The sequence below is a fragment of the Flavobacterium sp. genome (assembly GCF_044368625.1).
GTDB lineage: Bacteria > Bacteroidota > Bacteroidia > Flavobacteriales > Flavobacteriaceae > Flavobacterium.
Genome location: NZ_JBIPPD010000046.1, coordinates 1 through 18,043 on the forward strand (window position 1 = coordinate 1; position 18,043 = coordinate 18,043).

20 protein-coding genes and 1 pseudogene are annotated in these 18,043 nt (G+C 36.5%); 8 read left to right on the top strand and 13 right to left on the bottom strand.

Features of this window, described 5'->3' with window-relative positions; all coding sequences use genetic code 11:
- The coding region (locus ACIQ2X_RS05545; RefSeq protein WP_396177924.1) for a valine--tRNA ligase at positions 1 to 2,164 on the top strand (2,164 nt) is incomplete at its 5' end.
- 53 nt (positions 2,165 to 2,217) lie between these two features.
- Here the strand turns inward: ACIQ2X_RS05545 and ACIQ2X_RS05550 are convergent.
- The 7 genes from ACIQ2X_RS05550 to rsfS form a co-directional block, all read right to left on the bottom strand.
- Positions 2,218 to 3,009 carry a superoxide dismutase gene (locus tag ACIQ2X_RS05550; protein ID WP_396177926.1) on the bottom strand — a complete coding sequence of 264 codons (792 nt, stop codon included), beginning with the start codon at positions 3,007 to 3,009 and terminating at the stop codon, positions 2,218 to 2,220.
- Positions 3,006 to 3,278 carry an acyl-CoA-binding protein gene (locus ACIQ2X_RS05555; RefSeq protein WP_396177927.1) on the bottom strand — a complete coding sequence of 91 codons (273 nt, stop codon included), beginning with the start codon at positions 3,276 to 3,278 and terminating at the stop codon, positions 3,006 to 3,008. The genes ACIQ2X_RS05550 and ACIQ2X_RS05555 overlap by 4 nt, the downstream gene beginning before the upstream one ends.
- Entirely contained in the window at positions 3,279 to 3,944 is a 666-nt protein-coding gene (locus ACIQ2X_RS05560; protein ID WP_396177928.1) for a phosphatidylserine decarboxylase family protein, read from the bottom strand.
- A gap of 4 nt (positions 3,945 to 3,948) precedes the next feature.
- Entirely contained in the window at positions 3,949 to 4,779 is an 831-nt protein-coding gene (locus tag ACIQ2X_RS05565) for a phosphatidate cytidylyltransferase (protein WP_396177929.1), read from the bottom strand.
- Position 4,780: 1 nt separating this feature from the next.
- Positions 4,781 to 5,380 (bottom strand): lactate utilization protein B/C, encoded by a 600-nt coding sequence (locus ACIQ2X_RS05570; protein WP_396177930.1) that lies wholly within the window; start codon positions 5,378 to 5,380, stop codon positions 4,781 to 4,783.
- Positions 5,381 to 5,493: 113 nt separating this feature from the next.
- A complete protein-coding gene (ftsH, locus tag ACIQ2X_RS05575) occupies positions 5,494 to 7,425 on the bottom strand; it encodes an ATP-dependent zinc metalloprotease FtsH (RefSeq protein ID WP_396177931.1) in 1,932 nt (643 codons plus the stop codon).
- 3 nt (positions 7,426 to 7,428) lie between these two features.
- A complete protein-coding gene (gene rsfS / locus ACIQ2X_RS05580) occupies positions 7,429 to 7,800 on the bottom strand; it encodes a ribosome silencing factor (protein WP_396177932.1) in 372 nt (123 codons plus the stop codon).
- Positions 7,801 to 7,893: 93 nt separating this feature from the next.
- On the opposite strand from rsfS, the gene ACIQ2X_RS05585 reads away from it, so the two are divergent.
- On the top strand, positions 7,894 to 8,625 hold the full coding sequence (locus tag ACIQ2X_RS05585) for a biotin--[acetyl-CoA-carboxylase] ligase (protein WP_396177933.1): 732 nt from the start codon (positions 7,894 to 7,896) through the stop codon (positions 8,623 to 8,625).
- Between the two features lie 37 nt (positions 8,626 to 8,662).
- Here the strand turns inward: ACIQ2X_RS05585 and ACIQ2X_RS05590 are convergent, their stop codons facing one another.
- Entirely contained in the window at positions 8,663 to 9,055 is a 393-nt protein-coding gene (locus ACIQ2X_RS05590; RefSeq protein ID WP_396177934.1) for an SRPBCC family protein, read from the bottom strand.
- 5 nt (positions 9,056 to 9,060) lie between these two features.
- Positions 9,061 to 9,720 (bottom strand): orotate phosphoribosyltransferase, encoded by a 660-nt coding sequence (gene pyrE, locus ACIQ2X_RS05595; RefSeq protein WP_396177935.1) that lies wholly within the window; start codon positions 9,718 to 9,720, stop codon positions 9,061 to 9,063.
- A 7-nt stretch (positions 9,721 to 9,727) separates the two neighbouring features.
- Between pyrE and ACIQ2X_RS05600 the strand changes: the two genes are divergently transcribed.
- Positions 9,728 to 10,324, top strand: a complete 597-nt coding sequence (locus ACIQ2X_RS05600; protein ID WP_396177936.1) for an NUDIX hydrolase — start codon at positions 9,728 to 9,730, stop codon at positions 10,322 to 10,324.
- Positions 10,325 to 10,535: 211 nt separating this feature from the next.
- Positions 10,536 to 11,885 (top strand): DEAD/DEAH box helicase, encoded by a 1,350-nt coding sequence (locus ACIQ2X_RS05605; RefSeq protein ID WP_396177937.1) that lies wholly within the window; start codon positions 10,536 to 10,538, stop codon positions 11,883 to 11,885.
- 149 nt (positions 11,886 to 12,034) lie between these two features.
- Here ACIQ2X_RS05605 and ACIQ2X_RS05610 read toward each other — a convergent pair whose 3' ends face one another.
- From ACIQ2X_RS05610 to ACIQ2X_RS05620, 3 genes are read right to left on the bottom strand one after another with little or no spacing between them, the layout of a single operon-like run.
- Positions 12,035 to 12,601: a PhnA domain-containing protein gene (locus ACIQ2X_RS05610; RefSeq protein ID WP_396177939.1), complete on the bottom strand. Its 567-nt coding sequence runs from the start codon at positions 12,599 to 12,601 to the stop codon at positions 12,035 to 12,037.
- A 20-nt stretch (positions 12,602 to 12,621) separates the two neighbouring features.
- The gene (gene coaD / locus ACIQ2X_RS05615) at positions 12,622 to 13,086 is read right to left on the bottom strand and encodes a pantetheine-phosphate adenylyltransferase (RefSeq protein WP_396177940.1); all 465 of its coding nucleotides are present in this window, start codon (positions 13,084 to 13,086) and stop codon (positions 12,622 to 12,624) included.
- On the bottom strand, positions 13,074 to 14,063 hold the full coding sequence (locus tag ACIQ2X_RS05620) for a D-alanine--D-alanine ligase (RefSeq protein WP_396177941.1): 990 nt from the start codon (positions 14,061 to 14,063) through the stop codon (positions 13,074 to 13,076). The genes coaD and ACIQ2X_RS05620 overlap by 13 nt, the downstream gene beginning before the upstream one ends.
- 216 nt (positions 14,064 to 14,279) lie before the next feature.
- Between ACIQ2X_RS05620 and ACIQ2X_RS05625 the strand changes: the two genes are divergently transcribed.
- The 3 genes from ACIQ2X_RS05625 to ACIQ2X_RS05635 are packed head-to-tail and all read left to right on the top strand — an operon-like array spanning position 14,280 to position 16,208.
- On the top strand, positions 14,280 to 14,891 hold the full coding sequence (locus tag ACIQ2X_RS05625; RefSeq protein WP_396177942.1) for a PASTA domain-containing protein: 612 nt from the start codon (positions 14,280 to 14,282) through the stop codon (positions 14,889 to 14,891).
- A gap of 2 nt (positions 14,892 to 14,893) precedes the next feature.
- Positions 14,894 to 15,937, top strand: coding sequence for an RluA family pseudouridine synthase (locus ACIQ2X_RS05630; protein WP_396177946.1), 1,044 nt, complete (start codon positions 14,894 to 14,896; stop codon positions 15,935 to 15,937).
- Positions 15,938 to 15,974: 37 nt separating this feature from the next.
- Positions 15,975 to 16,208, top strand: a complete 234-nt coding sequence (locus ACIQ2X_RS05635) for a hypothetical protein (protein WP_396177943.1) — start codon at positions 15,975 to 15,977, stop codon at positions 16,206 to 16,208.
- 194 nt (positions 16,209 to 16,402) lie between these two features.
- Here ACIQ2X_RS05635 and ACIQ2X_RS05640 read toward each other — a convergent pair whose 3' ends face one another.
- Positions 16,403 to 17,584: an NERD domain-containing protein gene (locus ACIQ2X_RS05640; RefSeq protein WP_396177945.1), complete on the bottom strand. Its 1,182-nt coding sequence runs from the start codon at positions 17,582 to 17,584 to the stop codon at positions 16,403 to 16,405.
- A 174-nt stretch (positions 17,585 to 17,758) separates the two neighbouring features.
- Here ACIQ2X_RS05640 and ACIQ2X_RS05645 point away from each other — a divergent pair.
- A pseudogene (locus tag ACIQ2X_RS05645) lies at positions 17,759 to 18,043 on the top strand (GMP synthase (glutamine-hydrolyzing)); the annotation flags it as partial.

Below are 18,043 nucleotides of genomic sequence, written 5' to 3' on the forward strand. Positions count from 1 at the left end.
TGTCGATTTGTACAACAAAGGCATGATTTACCGTGGCTACCGAATGGTCAATTGGGATCCGGAAGCAAAAACAACCTTGTCTGACGAAGAAGTAAATTACGAAGAACAAAGCGGGAAATTGTATTTTTTAAATTATAAAATCGAAGGTTCAGAGGAATTTTTAACGATTGCAACAACGCGACCTGAAACTATTTTTGGAGACACAGCCATTTGTATCAACCCAAACGACGAACGTTTTGCTCATTTAAAAGGAAAAAAAGCGATTGTTCCAATTGCAGGAAGGGTAATTCCAATTATCGAGGATGAATATGTGGATATCGAATTTGGAACAGGTTGTTTGAAAGTTACGCCAGCTCATGATGTGAATGATAAAATGTTGGGAGACAAGCACAATCTAGAAGTAATCGATATTTTTAACGACGATGCTACTCTAAATAGTTTTGGACTGCATTACCAAGGTCAAGACCGTTTTGCAGTTCGAAAAGCAATCGAAAAGGAATTGGACGAAAGCGGAAGTTTGCTAAAAGTAGAAATTCATTTGAATAAAGTAGGTACTTCAGAACGAACTAAAGCCGTGATCGAACCTCGATTATCCGATCAGTGGTTTTTAAAAATGGAAGATTTGGTAAAACCTGCCATCAAAGCCGTTTTAGAAACTGAGGAAATAAAATTGTACCCAAAGAAATTTGAAAATACCTACCGCCATTGGTTGGAAAACATTCGCGATTGGAATATTTCGCGTCAATTATGGTGGGGTCAACAAATTCCAGCCTATTTCTATGGCGATGGAAAAGAAGATTTTGTAGTAGCTGAAAATATTGATGAAGCATTGATTTTGGCAAAAGAAAAAACTTCTAACTCTAAACTCCAAACTTCTGACTTGAAACAAGATGCTGATGCTTTAGATACTTGGTTTTCATCTTGGTTATGGCCAATGGCTGTTTTCGGTGGAATTTTAGACCCAAAAAATGAAGATTTCAAATATTATTATCCTACAAATGATTTGGTTACAGGTCCGGATATTTTGTTTTTCTGGGTTGCCCGTATGATTATTGCAGGATATGAATATACAGGTGAAAAACCGTTCAACAACGTATATTTAACTGGACTGGTTCGAGATAAACAACGTCGAAAAATGTCTAAATCACTTGGAAATTCTCCAGACCCATTGGAATTGATTGAGAAATTTGGAGCTGATGGCGTTCGTGTGGGATTACTTTTAAGTGCTTCTGCAGGAAACGACATCATGTTTGATGAAGAACTTTGCAACCAAGGAAAAGGATTTTCAAATAAAATTTGGAACGCATTCAAATTAATCAAAGGTTGGGAAGTTTCTGAGACCATTTCACAACCAGAATCTTCAAAAGTAGCGATTGAATGGTATGAGGCAAAATTGCAACAAACCTTAGTGGATATTGAAGATAATTTCGAGAAATACCGTATTTCTGATGCTTTAATGGGAATTTACAAACTGGTTTGGGACGATTTCTGTTCGTGGTTTTTGGAAATGATTAAGCCAGCTTACCAACAGCCAATAGACAAAACTACTTTTGACAAAGCCATTGAAATGATGGAAAACAACATGAAATTGTTGCATCCGTTTATGCCTTTCCTTACGGAAGAAATTTGGCACTTGATAAAAGAAAGAACCCCAAGTGAAGCACTGATTGTTTCAGAATGGCCAGTTTTAAAATCATTTGACGCGAAAGTAATTTCTGATTTTGAAAACACAATCGAAGTAATTTCGGGTGTACGAAATATCAGAAAAGACAAGAACATTGCGTTTAAAGATGCCGTTGAATTAAAAATAATCAACAATGATAATGCAACAACTTATTTTGATTCCGTTATTATAAAGCTAGGGAACATCTCAAATTTTGAATACGTTACTGATCAAGTGGATGGTGCTTTATCTTTCCGTGTAAAGTCAAATGAATATTTTATTCCTATGGCTGGAAATATTGATATTGCGGCTGAAATTGAAAAATTAGAGGATGAGTTGAAATACATACAAGGCTTTTTGAAATCAGTACAAGTGAAGCTTTCCAATGAAAAATTTGTAGCCAATGCAAAACCCGAAATAATTGCTAACGAAAGGAACAAAGAAGCCGATGCTTTAGCAAAAATTGCTACAATTGAGCAAAGTTTGGCGAGTTTGAAGTAATAAATTAAGTAAGAATTGAACATAAAAAAATCCCATTAAGGGATTTTTTTGTTTTAAGGTGTAGGTGCAACTGGGGCTTTTGTTATCGAATCATCGTATCGTTTTTCGATTGCTTTCCAATGCACTACATTAAAAAATGCTTCCACATATTTGTTTCGTTTGTTTTGATAATTCAAGTAATACGCATGTTCCCAAACGTCCAACGCCAAAATAGGAATTCCTGTCACACCGATGTTGGGCATCAATGGATTGTCTTGATTTGCGGTTGCTACAACCGATAATTTTCCGGTTTTATCAGTCACTAACCAAGCCCATCCTGAACCAAACTGCTTTGTAGCAGCTTCAGTCAGCTGATTTTTAAATGCGGAATAAGACCCAAAATCTTTGATAATTGCAGCTTCTAAAGCGCCTGTTGGCTCTCCACCGCCCTTTGGACTCATACTAGCCCAATACAAATTATGGTTGAAATAACCTCCTGCATTGTTGCGCAATGTTTTATTTTCTAAATCAAGTGACTTTAGGATTTCTTCAATAGTCAATTTTTCCATTTCCGTTCCAGCAATTGCCTCGTTCAATTTATTTGTGTATCCCAAATGGTGTTTCGAATAATGAATTTCCATTGTTTTTGCATCAATGGATGGTTGAAGCGCATCGTAAGGGTAGGGGAGCGGTAGCATTTTAAAAGTACCTTCATTGGCCATCACATCTGCGGGATTTCCCATGGGAACGTTTTTTTCTTCCTCCTCGGGAAGTGGTACTTGTACTTCAGTTAACTTTTTTTCATTACAACTATATAGTAAAAGTGCAGTTGCAACAATGGATAGTGTTTTGTAAATGTTTTTCATTTTCTTGATTCAATTATGGAATTTATAATTTCAATATAGTTTTCTTTAGCTTCTTCGACACTGAGATGACTGATTTGCATCCAAGCATTGGTTTTAAAAGCGTTTCTAAGGTCAAAATTCGAATTTTGAGACTGAATTGTTCCAAAAGTTGCTTGTTTGTAAAATGCGTAAAGTCGAAGTTGAACATCCTGAGGGAGGGACGCTTGCGACATTTCGGTGGCTATGGCAACTGCTTCGTCAAAACGTGTGTGTAAATCCTTGTCTTCCATTTAGACTAATTTTTCAGCAATAATCGATTGGTTTCCTTTTACTTTGTCGTTTAATTTTACATTTAATTTTGTTCCAATTGGTAAAAACAAATCTACTCTTGAACCAAATTTAATAAATCCAGCGTCGTCTCCTTGTACCACCACTTCGCCTTCTTTGGCGTAATTCACAATTCGTTTGGCCAAAGCACCTGCGATCTGTCGGTACAAAATTTCGCCAAAAACCCCGTTCTCAATAACGATGGTCGTGCGTTCGTTTTCTTCACTCGCTTTTGGATGCCAAGCCACTAGAAATTTTCCTGGATGGTATTTGCTGAAATTAATTTTCCCGGACATCGCATATCGGGTAACATGCACGTTGATGGGCGACATAAAAATAGAAACTTGCAAACGTTTATCTTTGAAGTATTCGTTTTCCATTACTTCCTCAATTACAACCACTTTTCCATCCACAGGAGCGACTAAGGTGTGTTCTTGAGCTTGAATAGATCGATTTGGATTTCTGAAAAATTGCAAAACGATAACTAATAGAAGTAACGCAAGTATCTGAACTCCTTTCAGAATCCAATACTCTTCTTTCAAAAACTGTTCGGCTGCTATTACGATGGCAACCGTTACTAACGCAGCTAGTAAAATACTTTTGGCTCCTTCTTTATGAAAATGTAACATAATTTTAAAATTTAAAAAATGGTAATAATTGATAAAACAAAAATAGGAATGGTGCTACAAATATAACACTATCTAATCGATCTAAAACACCTCCGTGACCGGGCATGATCGTTCCGCTGTCTTTTACGTTGGCAATTCGCTTGAATTTTGACTCGATTAAATCACCAATAGTGCCAAAAATACCTACAATGAATGCAAAACCCAACCAAATAAATTGGGCAGTTTGCTTTCCTTCAATATAATAAGTAGCGATTAAATAACTTGCAATTACAGCAAAAACAATTCCGCCTAAAAATCCTTCAATGGTTTTTTTGGGTGAAATTTTTTCGTACAATTTGTGTTTCCCAATCGATTTTCCAACAATATAAGCAAAGGTATCGTTGGTCCAAATAAGAATGAATATACCGATAATTATTTTAGGGTTGTAGCCTTTTACACCAAATGGAATTTTGGTAATGATGATAAACGGTAGAATAATGTACCCAATTAAAAATAAATATTTATTGACGGTCTCAATTTTATACTGCTTGTCATTAAATAAAAAGTACATACACCGAAACGAAATCAGTAGTGTGGCTCCTAATAAGGTGTAATCGAAATTTTTAGACAAGCGTACGTTTTGGCTTTCTAAATAGGTGACGCTTCCGTACATTACTACAGCAGCTAAGATTGGCAAGACCTTCGGAAGGTGCACCAATTCACAAAATTCAAAAACGGCGATAAGTAAGAATAAACCAAAAAGAATAAAAAAAGATTCTACCGAGCAAATAATTGAAATAATTAGAAGCAATATATAAATGGCGCCAGAAATAGCTCTTTTTAAAGTTTCATTCATACTATAAATCTTCTAGCAACAATAAGTACAAATTTTTCGCGACACTTCCGTAGTGTAAAAAATCCTCTTCTTTTGCTTTTTCAAAATATTTTATAGTGGTAATGTTCGTGGGATAGTCTTTATCGTATTGTTTTTTAATATTACTCATACCATCACTTTTACTAACGGTGATTTGACTTGTAGTTGCTACAATGATAATATTTACAGGAAGATCTTGCCATTTTCGTTGTTTGATTTGATTGGATGAAAACAAAATAGATCCTTCGTCGGCGATTAAACTCTCACAACTTGCCAATAAAAATTTTGGATTTTGAATATTGGTATAGTTCAGTTTATTTTCGTCGAGCAAACTGTACAATTTTGGTTCAAAGCACATTACGTCATTTTCAAACCAGTCATTTTCGGTCAGAATATCTTCAAAAAGATTCTTGACTTCCGTTAAATTGTCGCAATACAAAAACTTACCTCCATTTTTTTTAAAATTCAAGGTAAATAACTCGTCGATAGGGGTATTTTCTGTCGAAAAAGGATTGTATTCACTATCTTTTTCTGCGTCAGAAGAATCACTGGCAGAGCCAAAAAACTTTTTAAAAAGACTCATATTGTTTTCGAATGCTAGAAATTTATTTTAGAAATCGTTCAAAGATAAAAAAATCTTAACTCAAAAAAATTTTGAATTAAGATTTTTTCAATTAAAACGGTATTTTTAGTAGATTACACGTTGGTAAGCTCCTGTAAGTTTGCGTCGAAAGTTCTTTTACCAAAAATAGTTTCCAAATCATCTTTAAAAATGACTTCTTTTTCAATCAATATATTGGCAAGTTGGTTCAATTTGTCTTTATTATCTTCCAAAATGCGTATCGCTCGTTGGTACTGACTTTCGATCAGTTCCGAAATTTCTTGGTCAATAACTTTAGCCGTTTCATCGGAGTAGGGTTTTGTAAAACCATATTCATTTTGTCCGCTCGAATCATAATACGTTACGTTTCCAATTTTTTCGTTCAATCCATAAATAGTAACCATCGCTCGCGCTTGTTTGGTCACCTTTTCTAAATCGCTCAATGCTCCTGTTGAAATTCTATTGAAAGTTACTTTTTCAGCGGCACGTCCTCCCATTGTCGCACACATTTCGTCGAGCATTTGATCGGTCCGTACAATAAGTCGTTCTTCAGGTAAATACCAAGCCGCTCCTAAACTTTGTCCACGAGGAACAATGGTAACTTTTACCAATGGTGCTGCGTGTTCGAGCATCCAACTTACGGTTGCATGGCCCGCTTCATGTATGGCGATGGCTCTTTTTTCATCTGTGGTAACAATTTTATTTTTCTTTTCTAAACCTCCTACAATTCGATCTACGGCATCCAGAAAATCTTGTTTATCAACGGCTTGTTTGTCTTTTCGTGCAGCAACTAGTGCAGCTTCATTGCAGACATTGGCAATATCAGCTCCTGAAAAACCTGGGGTTTGTTTAGCAAGAAATTCAGTATCTAAATTTTCGGCTTTTTTCAAAGGTTTCAAATGTACTTCAAAAATTTCTCTTCGCTCGCGAATGTCTGGTAAGTCCACAAAGATTTGTCGGTCAAAACGTCCAGCTCTCATTAAGGCTTTGTCCAAAACATCAGCTCTATTGGTTGCAGCAAGTACGATTACATTTGAATTGGTTCCAAAACCATCCATTTCCGTCAAAAGCTGGTTCAATGTATTTTCACGTTCGTCGTTTCCACCCGACATGTTGTTTTTTCCACGGGCACGACCCACGGCATCAATTTCATCTATAAAGATAATGGCTGGCGACTTTTCTTTGGCTTGCTTAAACAAGTCACGTACTCGTGAAGCTCCAACGCCCACAAACATTTCCACAAAATCAGAACCAGAAAGCGAAAAGAACGGTACTTTTGCTTCACCAGCAACGGCTTTCGCCAATAAGGTTTTTCCAGTTCCTGGAGGTCCAACTAACAAGGCTCCTTTCGGAATTTTTCCACCAAGATTGGTGTATTTTTCAGGATTTTTCAAAAATTCTACAATCTCTTGAATTTCTTCTTTAGCACCTTCAAGACCAGCAACGTCTTTAAACGTAGTTTTAATATCGGTTTTTTCGTCAAACAGGCGCGCTTTGGATTTACCAATGTTAAAAATTTGTCCGCCACCGCCTCCTCCCGCTCCGCCAGACATTCTTCGCATAACGAAAATCCAAATAGCAACTATAAATATAAAGGGCAATAACCCTACGAATATATCGCCTAAGTTACTTCGGGATTCGAACTTGAAATCTTTTAATTTTTTTTCGGCAACAGCAGTTTCCAGTTTTTTCTGAAAAATTTCGTCATTGCCTGGATCAAACATATAATGTGGCCCTTTATTGGGTTGATCCAAATAATTTTTGGCTACCGCTTTGTGTTCAGGTAATTTTAAAGCTTCGGCCGTTAAAAATACTTCTGCTTCAATTTTATTGTACACAATAACCTTTTCGATAGCACCGTTTTCGAGGAAAACGTTGAACTTGCTGGACGATAGTTCGCCTGGTTTCGACAAACCAGAATCGCCGCTAAAAACGCTAAAAACAACAAAGAAAATGATTAAAGCTCCTGGTATCAACCACGGGCCAATTTTCATCTTTGGTGTATTTGGATTATTATCTTTTGCCATTTTTTAATACGTGTTTTTGATGGAGGTTATTTTTGCATCACCCCAAAGACTTTCGATGTTGTAGTATTCCCGGATGTGTGTTTGAAATACGTGCACCACGATATTCACATAGTCCATTAAAACCCATTCGGCGTTTTCTGAACCTTCCACGTGCCAAGGTTTGTCTTTTAACTCTTTCGAAACTGTTTTTTGGATTGAATTTACGATTGCATTGACTTGCGTGTTGGAAGTCCCGTTACAAATAACAAAATAATCACATGCTGAATTATCGATTTCTCTTAAGTCTAAAATATCAATGTCGTTTCCTTTTACTTCTTCTATTCCTTTGATGATGTTAGCTAATAGAACATCATTATTTACTGATTTTTTTGTCATTTATTATTTTTTGTCTGATTGGCAAAGTTATCAAAAATTGTCGTTATTTTTGAACCTTAACACAACATTAAATTCTGTTTTTACTTTTATTTTATGGAATTAATCAAACTCAATGCCACAGATTCTACAAATGATTACCTCAAAGCGCTGTCTGCTAAACAATTTGTGAAGAACTTCACCGTGGTTTGTACAGAAAGCCAAACTAAGGGTCGCGGACAAATGGGGTCTGTTTGGACTTCTGAACCGGGTAAAAACTTGACTTTTAGTGTTTTGATGTCCGAAGTATTAACAAACGTGGATTCTATTTATAATTTGAATGTAGCAGTTGCACTGGCAGTTTTAACCGTTTTACAAAAGGAAAATATACCCGAATTAAAAATAAAATGGCCTAACGACATTATGTCAGCCAATAAAAAAGTCGGTGGCATATTGATCGAAAATAACATTAAAAGTAGTACGGAAATCCAGTCCATTGTAGGTATTGGGGTAAATGTCAATCAACAGGATTTTACGCATTTACCTCAAGCTTCTTCGTTGTGTTTAGCAACGGGTCAATTTTATAATTGTGAAGAGCTCCTTTCGAAAATAGTAAATCAATTGAAAACAAATGTACAGCTGCTTCAAGAAAATAATGCGGTAAAATTATGGGAAAGTTACCATCAAAATTTGTACAAAAAAGGAATTCCATCTGCTTTTGAAAGTCAAACGGGGGTTCAGTTTATGGGAATTATTCAACAAGTTCAGTTTAATGGGCAATTGGAAGTTTTGCTAGAAGATGAGTCGCTGCAATTATTTTCCACGAAACAATTGAAAATGTTGTATTAAAAAAAGCCCAGTAATCGATTACTGGGCTTTTTTTAACTTATAGTTTGTGCATATTACTCACCAACGTCTCGATGAATTTTCCAATAGGGCCTTTGATCATCATTGCCATCATCGCATTGAATTCCCCCTCAAATTGCAGCTGAACTTCGGTACTGTTTTCCGACAAAGCATTCAAATCTGCTGTCAATGTAAAAGGTAATTTGTCAGAAGCAGCACCTAAAATTACTTTTGAATTTGGTGTTTTATCTTTCATTTTCAACTTGATTTCGGGCATTCCTTTTAAACCAAAAATAAATGCGTTTTCGTCTAAAACTTCAAACTTTGCAATATTATCAGGCATTAATTTTTCAAAACTTTTGACATCGGTTAGTGCATTGAATAAATAGGATGCTGATTTTTCAACGGTTACTTTTGGACTTTCTAAATTCATAGATTTTATTTTAGCGGTGTTTGTTCAATATCCCAAGTTGATGGACTCTTTCGCCATTCCTGCAAGGTTTTTTCTTCTTCTTCAGTAATGTATTTTTTGGCTACTGCCAAAGGTAATAAATTTTCATAGTTGCTCAAAGTAAACAAATCTACATTTGCTTTCTTGAAATTTTCAGAGGCTACATCAAAACCATAACTGAAAATTGCCGCCATTCCTTTAACATTAGCACCTGCGGCTCGAAGCGCTTCCAAGGCCATCAAGCTACTGTTTCCGGTACTAATTAAGTCTTCAATCACAACAACATTTTGTCCTTTTTGCAAAAAACCCTCAATTTGGTTCAGTCGTCCATGCTTTTTTGGCTCTGGTCTGACGTATACAAAAGGCAACGCTAAAACTTCGGCAACAAGTATCCCAATGCCAATGGCACCTGTGGCAACTCCAGCAATTACGTCTGGCTTTCCAAATTGTTTTTCAATGTTTTTTGCAAATTCCTCTTTTAGATAATTTCTGATAGGTGGAAATGAGAGTGTTATCCGATTGTCGCAGTATATAGGCGATTTCCATCCAGAAGCCCATACAAAAGGATTTCCTGGATTTAATTTAATTGCGTTTATTTGTAAAAGCAATTCGGCAGTTTTGCTGGCTGTATCTTTATTAAAAATCATAGTACAAATGTATAAAGTTTTTGTGAACGACAAACCACTTTTTTTAACCAATGAAATCGTTAAGGAAACCGATTTTCAGCTTTTTTTATTGGAAAGCGCTGACATCAAACAGGTTATAGTTAAAATTTTTCAAAATAAAATTCAGAAAGCGTACCTCTATCATCCTGACGAAAAGGAGATTATGAAAACGTTAAAATCTAAAATTCCGGTACAAAAAGCAGGTGGCGGACTGGTTTATAACGAAAAAAATCAAGTTTTATTTATTTTCAGAAACGGAAAATGGGACTTGCCAAAAGGCGGAATCGAGAAGGGAGAGGCGATTGAAGAGACTGCGATGCGTGAAGTGGAAGAGGAAACTGGCGTTGGAAAGTTGGTTGTTACCAACAAATTACAAAAGACGTATCACATTTTTAAACGTAATGGCCGATTCAAATTAAAAATTACTCATTGGTTTGAAATGCGGTCTACTTTTTCAGGAATTCCGGAAGGTCAAGCCGAAGAAGGTATCGAAAAAGTAGCTTGGCTTAATCCCGATGAAATTCAGGAGGCACTAAAAAATTCGTATGAAAATATCAAGTTGCTTTTTGATGAAGCATTAAATTGAGAATGAATCAGGGGATAAATGAAGTTTATGTAGAGTAGTAAACTTTAAAATTTGCATTTCGACAAAAGAGCAATCTCCTGTAAATGCCCTAATTTGATGAGATTATTCCTTCTTTAAAATGACACAATAGTGCACATATCCTTATGTAATTTAAAGCGTGTTAAATGCATGATTCATCATTCATAACTCATATTTCCCTTACCTTTGCTCCATGAACAAAAATGTACCTTCCAACAATATCCTTTTGAATTTAGGTTTCGACCAATTCAACGAAATGCAAATCGCTGCTCAAGAAGCTATTCTTGAGGAAAATAATGTCTTGCTTTTATCGCCAACAGGTTCTGGGAAAACAGTGGCTTTTTTAGTGCCGATTTTCGAAATGTTACAACCCGAAATCCAATCTGTTCAATGTTTGATTATCGTTCCTTCGAGAGAATTGGGTTTGCAAATTGAGCAAGTTTGGAAAAAAATGGGTACGAATTATAAAGTAAACATTTGTTACGGCGGACATTCCATTGATACTGAAATTAAGAATTTAAGTTCGCCACCAGCAGTTTTAATTGGAACTCAAGGACGAATTGCAGACCATATTGAACGAGGAACTTTTCGTTTAGACAAAATTCAGACTTTGATTTTGGATGAATTTGACAAATCCTTGCAACTTGGTTTTCATGAGGAAATGTCGTTTATCATTGGTAAACTAACGAGTTTGAACAAGCGAATTTTAGTTTCGGCAACCGCTGACATTGAAATTCCAAGATATACAAGAGTCGTAAATCCAATGGTTTTGGATTTTATTAAACCGGAAGATTCCAATTCTAATTTGAGTGTCAAATTAGTACAATCAACCGAAAAAGATAAAGTAAATACGTTGTTTCAACTCATTTGCGGATTGAAATCGGAGGCTGCTTTGGTTTTTTGTAACCACAGAGATGCCGCAGAACGTATTTCGGAAACTTTGAATAAAAAAGGTATTTACGCGACTTATTACCACGGAGGAATGGATCAAGAAGAACGTGAACGTGCGTTGATTCAATTTCGAAATGGAAGTATTAATTATTTAATCACGACGGATTTGGCCGCTCGAGGTTTGGACATTCCTGAAATGAAACACGTCATTCACTACCATTTGCCTTTAAAAGAAGACGAATTTACGCACCGAAACGGTCGAACTGCGCGAATGTTGGCTTCTGGAACCGCTTATGTGCTTTTTCACGAAAGCGACAAGCAAATGGATTTTATCGATTATAAAATGCCTGTTGTGGATGTAAAACAAAACAAAAGTCTACCGCAACCGCCAAAATTCCAAACGGTTTATATTTCAGGCGGAAAGAAAACCAAGTTGAATAAATTTGACATTGTTGGTTTTTTCTCCCAGAAAGGAAAACTTGAAAAAGAAGATTTGGGACTGATTGAAGTAAAAGATTTTGTCTCTTTTGCAGCTGTGAAATTCAATAAAGTAAAAGACCTTTTGCACAACATTAAAGACGAAAAGATGAAAGGCAAGAAGTTTAAAATTGAAGTGGCGCGAAATGTGATTAAGAAGGAAGAGGAGAAGTAGTTTGCAGTTTTCAGTCGCAGTGTTCAGTTGTAACCAATACTTTCGCAGATAAATAGTTTTAATAATAGTAAACATAAAACCCACTGAATTTCAATGGGTTTTCTCTTTTATAAGTATTTTTCAAAAGTTACGAACTCGAAACCTACACCTTACAACTTCTTCACATAAGCCGTAATAATCACAATCTGTTGGCCATCGACTTTTCCTTCAATATAGGTTTCATTTTCGTGGTCGAGACGGATGTTTCGCACGGCAGTACCTTGTTTGGCTACCATGCTCGAGCCTTTTACTTTTAAATCTTTAATCAAAACTACCGAATCGCCGGTATTTAAAATAACGCCGTTGCTGTCGCGGTGTACTAATTTATTTTCGTCGTCGTCGGCTTCGCCGGTGGCTTTTGCCCATTCCAAGGTGTCTTCGTCGAGGTACATTTGCTCGACCAATTCGTGGTTTTTCAGTCGGTTCAACATGCGCCAAGAAACTACTTGTACTGGAATGTGTTCGCTCCACATGCTGTCGTTCAAAACACGCCAATGGTTGGCATCCATTTTGTCGGGATTTTCCATTTGGTCGATGCACGTGGCGCACGCATAAATACTTTCGTCTAAATTGCCTTTTCGGGTAGGCAAAACGTCAAATTGCTTTAGGTTTTCCGTGGTACCACAAAGTTCACACGTTCCGTTACTGCGTTTGATTAACTCTCTTTCTAAATTCATTTTATTGGTTGGTATTGTATTTATTTTATATTTTTTCGAACGGCTGGAGGCACCAAAAGTTCATATTCGCCGCCGTTTCGCAACACATCTCGCACAATACTAGAACTGATGTAGGACGTATTTGCCGCTGTAAGTAAAAAGACAGTTTCTATTTTTGACAATTTCCGATTCGTGTGGGCGATGGCTTTTTCGAATTCAAAGTCGGCAGGATTTCGCAAACCTCGCAAGATGAATTTGGCTTTCATTTTTTTGCACAAATCAATCGTCAATCCCTCGTAAGTTATCACAGAAATGGAGGGTTCATCGGCAAAAGATTCTTCGATAAAGCGTTTTCGTTCTTCTAATGAAAACATGTATTTTTTCTCGGCATTGACACCGATGGCGACAATTATTTTGTCAAAAAGCGGAATACTTCGCTTGATTAAGTCGTAATGTCCTAAAGTGATGGGGTCAAAAGATCCGGGGAATACAGCTATTTTTTCCATAATGGTCTGCGTTTTAGTGCAAGATTAATTTCGTTATCCAGCAAATCGCTGAATTGTATTTGAGCATATTCGGCCTGTTGTGGAAAAATACTTTGTCCAGATAATCCAGGATTGGTATTGATTTCTATAAAATGAGGAACATCATCCATTACGATAAAATCGGTTCTAGAAAAGCCCGACATTCCTAATGCTTCATAGACTTTTTTTGCTGTTTCTCTTACTTTTTGCTCCACTTCAGGAGCCAATCTCGCAGGTGTAATTTCTTCTGATTTGCCTAGATATTTAGCTTCATAATCAAAAAAGTCGTTTTGAGAAACAATTTCGGTTAAACCCAACACTTTGGTTTCTCCTTTATAGTGTAAAACGCCTACTGAAACTTCGATTCCTTTCAAGAATGATTCGATTAAAATATCATTATCTTCTGCAAATGCGAAATCTAGTGCTTTGTTAAAATCTTCCAAGTTATTGACTTTTGAAACTCCCAAGCTACTTCCAGATTGATTTGGTTTTACAAAGAAAGGCAAACCTAATTCTGCCACAACTTCTTCAGCAGAAATAGACATTCCTTTCGTTAAATAAATCGATTTTGCTTTTGGGATATTGAATTTTGAAAGTACCGACAACGTGTCTCTTTTATTAAAGGTCAATGCCGATTGGTAAAAATTACAACCTGAATAGGGTATTTCCAATAATTCCCAGTAGGCTTGCATGTGTCCGTCTTCTCCTGGAGTTCCGTGAATAGTGTTGATGATAGCGTCAAACTTTATTTTTTTACCATCGACGGTACAAGTAAAATCAGATTTGTCTATTGGGTGTTTTTTTTTGTCTACAAGAGCATTCCATCCCTCGGTTAGGACATGAATTTCGAATATTTTATATTTGGTTTTATCGAGGTTGCTCAGAATGAGCTGACCACTTTTTAAAGATATAACGGATTCGTCCGAATATCCTCCCATTACAACTGCTATGTTTTTCATTAGTGCACTTTTTTGAGTTGAAACCGATAGCCCTAGCCCTGATGGAAGCGGCATCCTTTTCCTTTTTGTAATTGCGAGGTACGAAGCAATTACAAAAAGGAAAAGATACAGCGTACAGCGGGATTAAGCTCCTGAAAATAATGAAACAAAATTATCATTTTTTTTCAAACCAATTGCCTTTAGTATTTTTATATCTTTGTCGGAAATAAAATTAATATGAGTTTACGAAAATTTCTGACCAGCAAAGTGTTTTTTATACAGCTTGCCATTGCTGTTGGTCTTGTCGTTGTTTTTGCTTTTGTGATGATGAAGTGGTTGAGTTTCACGACCAATCACGGCGACGAAATTACGGTTCCGGACTTGAGCAAACTTTCGGTGGAAGTAGCCGAAGAGAAATTGGATGCATTGGATTTAGAATATGTGTTGCTGGACACGACGGAATATCAGAAAGATTATCCTAAATTTTCGGTGGTGAAACAGGATCCGATTGCCGGTTCGAAGGTAAAAGAAGGACGAAAAATATACATAAAGGTCAATTCAGATGCGTATCGCGACATTGTCATGCCTGATCTGATTGAGCAAAGTTTGCGTCAAGCCGAACCTACGTTGAAAGCCTTGGGCTTAGAGCTGGGCGAAAAAACCTACAAACCCTATTTGGGAAAAGACATGGTTTTAGAAATGCGTTACAAAGGTCGGAAGTTGAAAGCGGGAGATAAAATACCGAAAGCCTCGAAAATTGACTTGGTTTTGGGCGATGGAAAAGTGGGTTTTGAGGAAGAAATAGATTCAGTTCCAGTAGTAGAAGAGGTAATTGACGAAGAATTTTAATGATGACAGAAGAACACACGCCGGAAATAGAATTAGAAGACGATTTATTTGAGCATTTTAGATTTGACGTTCCCAAAGGACAAGATTTTTTACGAATAGACAAATATTTGATGCACATGTTGCCCAATTCGACGCGGAACAAAATTCAGAATGCAGCAACGAACGGCAATATTTATGTCAATGACGTTCCTGTAAAGTCGAATTATAAGGTAAAACCTTTTGATGTTGTACGAATATTATTATCGCATCCGCCGTTTGAAAATAGGGTAGACCCCGAAAATATTCCGCTAGATATTGTTTACGAAGACGATACCTTATTGATGGTAAACAAAGAACCAGGAATGGTGGTGCATCCCGGACACGGCAATTATACCGGGACTTTAGTGAATGCTTTGGCGTATCATTTTGAGAATTTGCCATTGAACAGCAGCGAACGACCGGGTTTGGTACACCGAATTGATAAAGATACTTCAGGACTTTTGGTCATTGCCAAAACCGAAGCCGCCATGACGCATTTGGCCAAGCAATTTGAAGCCAAAACCTCTGAACGAGAATATATTGCATTGGTTTGGGGAAATGTAAAAGAAGACCAAGGTACGATTGAAGGCAACATCGCCCGACATGTGAAAGATAGAATGCAAATGGCGGTTTTTGCCGATCCAGAAATTGGAAAACCAGCGGTAACGCATTATAAAGTTTTGGAACGTTTTGGCTACGTGACCTTGATTTCGTGCCAACTCGAAACGGGAAGAACACACCAAATTCGCGTGCATTTGAAACACATTGGTCACACCCTTTTTAACGACGAACGATATGGCGGTCACCTGATTTTAAAAGGAACTACGTTTACCAAATACAAACAGTTTATTGACAATTGTTTTAAATCCTTGCCACGCCAAGCCCTACACGCCAAAACGCTTGGTTTTGTACATCCCACAACGGGCGAGATGATGCGTTTTGATACCAATCTACCTCAAGACATGCAGGACGTGATTGAAAAATGGCGGAATTATTCGAAGAATCACACGAACGATGATGAAGATTAATTGAAAATGCCTTGATGAAAATCGAGGCATTTTTATTTTGAATAGGTTGCCTTTTTTAAAGTTTTGCTCTACTCTTTCGGCAGAGTGCTCTACCGTTTCGGCAGAACCCTCTACTTTTTTGGCTGAGTGCTCTACCGTTTTGGTAGAGAACTCTACCGTTTCAGCAGAGAACTCTACCGTTTCGGCAGAACCCTCTACTTTTTCGGCTGAGTGCTCTACCGTTTTGGTAGCGAACTCTACCGTTTTGGTAGAGCGTTCGGCTTTTTTGTAGGAGACCTAACTTTTGAAATTTTATTGAGTTTTTTCTTGTATTGGGTACTATTTCTGAGAAGTCAGAGATTTTAGGCTAGAGCGAGTGTCAGGCTCATACCTATTTTACTCTTATTAATTTCAAAAATAATGTTATTAATATTTTGGTTTCACGAGCGGGAGGCTTGTGCTAGTGGGGGTTAGTAGCAGAACTATTTATTTTTCTTCGGGATATTCATTTACCCAACCTTCAGTTTTAATTTCATTTTGGAACCAGCCTAATGTTGTAGCAAGATTATTTAAGTATTCAACTCCTTCACCACTTACCACAGTTGGTAAATAAAGACCAAATTTCCATTGCTTCAAATCTTTGCAAGCAGCAAGAAAAACTAATCGACGAGCATTTTTATAATAGGTGTAAAGTTGCTGTGCATAAATTAGTATTTGATCAATTTCTTTTTGAGAACGTTCGATTGGATAATATACAAATAAAAATGCAACTCCATTAAATTCTGTATATCTACGAGCTAAAAAGTCTGATTCATCTTTATGTTTTTCTACTAGCTCAAATAAGTTATTTGCAATCATTCTTCTCTCAAATCTACTCATTGCCATAAACTCTTTTGCTAACATCTCGCCATTTTCAAGATGCAAAACATCGTCTTTAATCATCTTGTCAATAAAATAGCTGTTTTCATTCTCAAGTTTTTTACGAATTACTGCTTTATTTTGAAGATATTCCTCCCATTTGCCTTTAAGTTCAAATGTTGACTTATGAAAATCTTTAAAAAGATTTTCATGAAACTCTCTCGCATTCATTAAGAAATGAGCTAATAAGTCGATTTCGCTACAATTTGACACTGCGTTTTCGGTGGTATTTAGAAGATTTTCTCTAGCCTCTAAGTAATTTACTAAATCTTTTATAGTATCTAATTCTTTGAAAATAATATTTGCAGTTTCTCTGTTAAAAATGTTCACAATTCCTTTTTGGTCATCACTGTCAATAAACTTATAGTCTTCATAATCTTCACCAACACTAACAGTAATGTTGAAGAATCTTTTAATCGACCGAATATTATGGACAACTTCTCCTTGAATTTCATTTTTAAGAGTCAGCGTTTCCAACCTTTTAATTTTGCGTTGTGCACCGAAAAGCTGTTTAGTGGATTTTTCGATTACTTTTTTCTTAAATCGTTCGAAATTTCCACCAAGGTGATAATTCTTTACAGATATAATTATAGCTGTTTCATAGAAAATTATAAGAAAGTCACATATTTCCTTTCCATCACCTTTTATATCTACTGGATTTGGATAGCACCAGTATTTGAGATATGCTTTTTCAGCGAGCTCTTTTACAAATTCTTCTCCTTCTTTTCCTTTATCGTGACTTTGGTTCATTTTTCAAGGTTTTGCTGCTAACTAATAAATATACACAAGTATATACAACTTTTTTATTACTAGAAAACTTTCCCCAACTTATTTCCTTGCCCAACATTTTCACCCCAAAAACACCATCCAAAAAAAACCTAAAAAACCAATTTCACATCTCAATTATAAAAGTTATTTTTGCACATGCAACACAACGTACTTATTTTAGATTTCGGCTCGCAATACACACAACTTATTGCCCGACGCGTTCGCGAATTAAATATATTCTGCGAAATTTTTCCTTACAATCATTTTCCAACCGACTTATCGTCTTATAAAGCGGTAATCTTATCTGGTAGTCCATTTTCGGTTCGTGCCGAAGATGCACCCCATCCCGATTTGTCGCAAATACGTGGTAAAATGCCACTTCTGGCTGTGTGTTATGGAGCTCAATATTTGGCCCATTTCAGCGGTGGCGAAGTCGCTCCG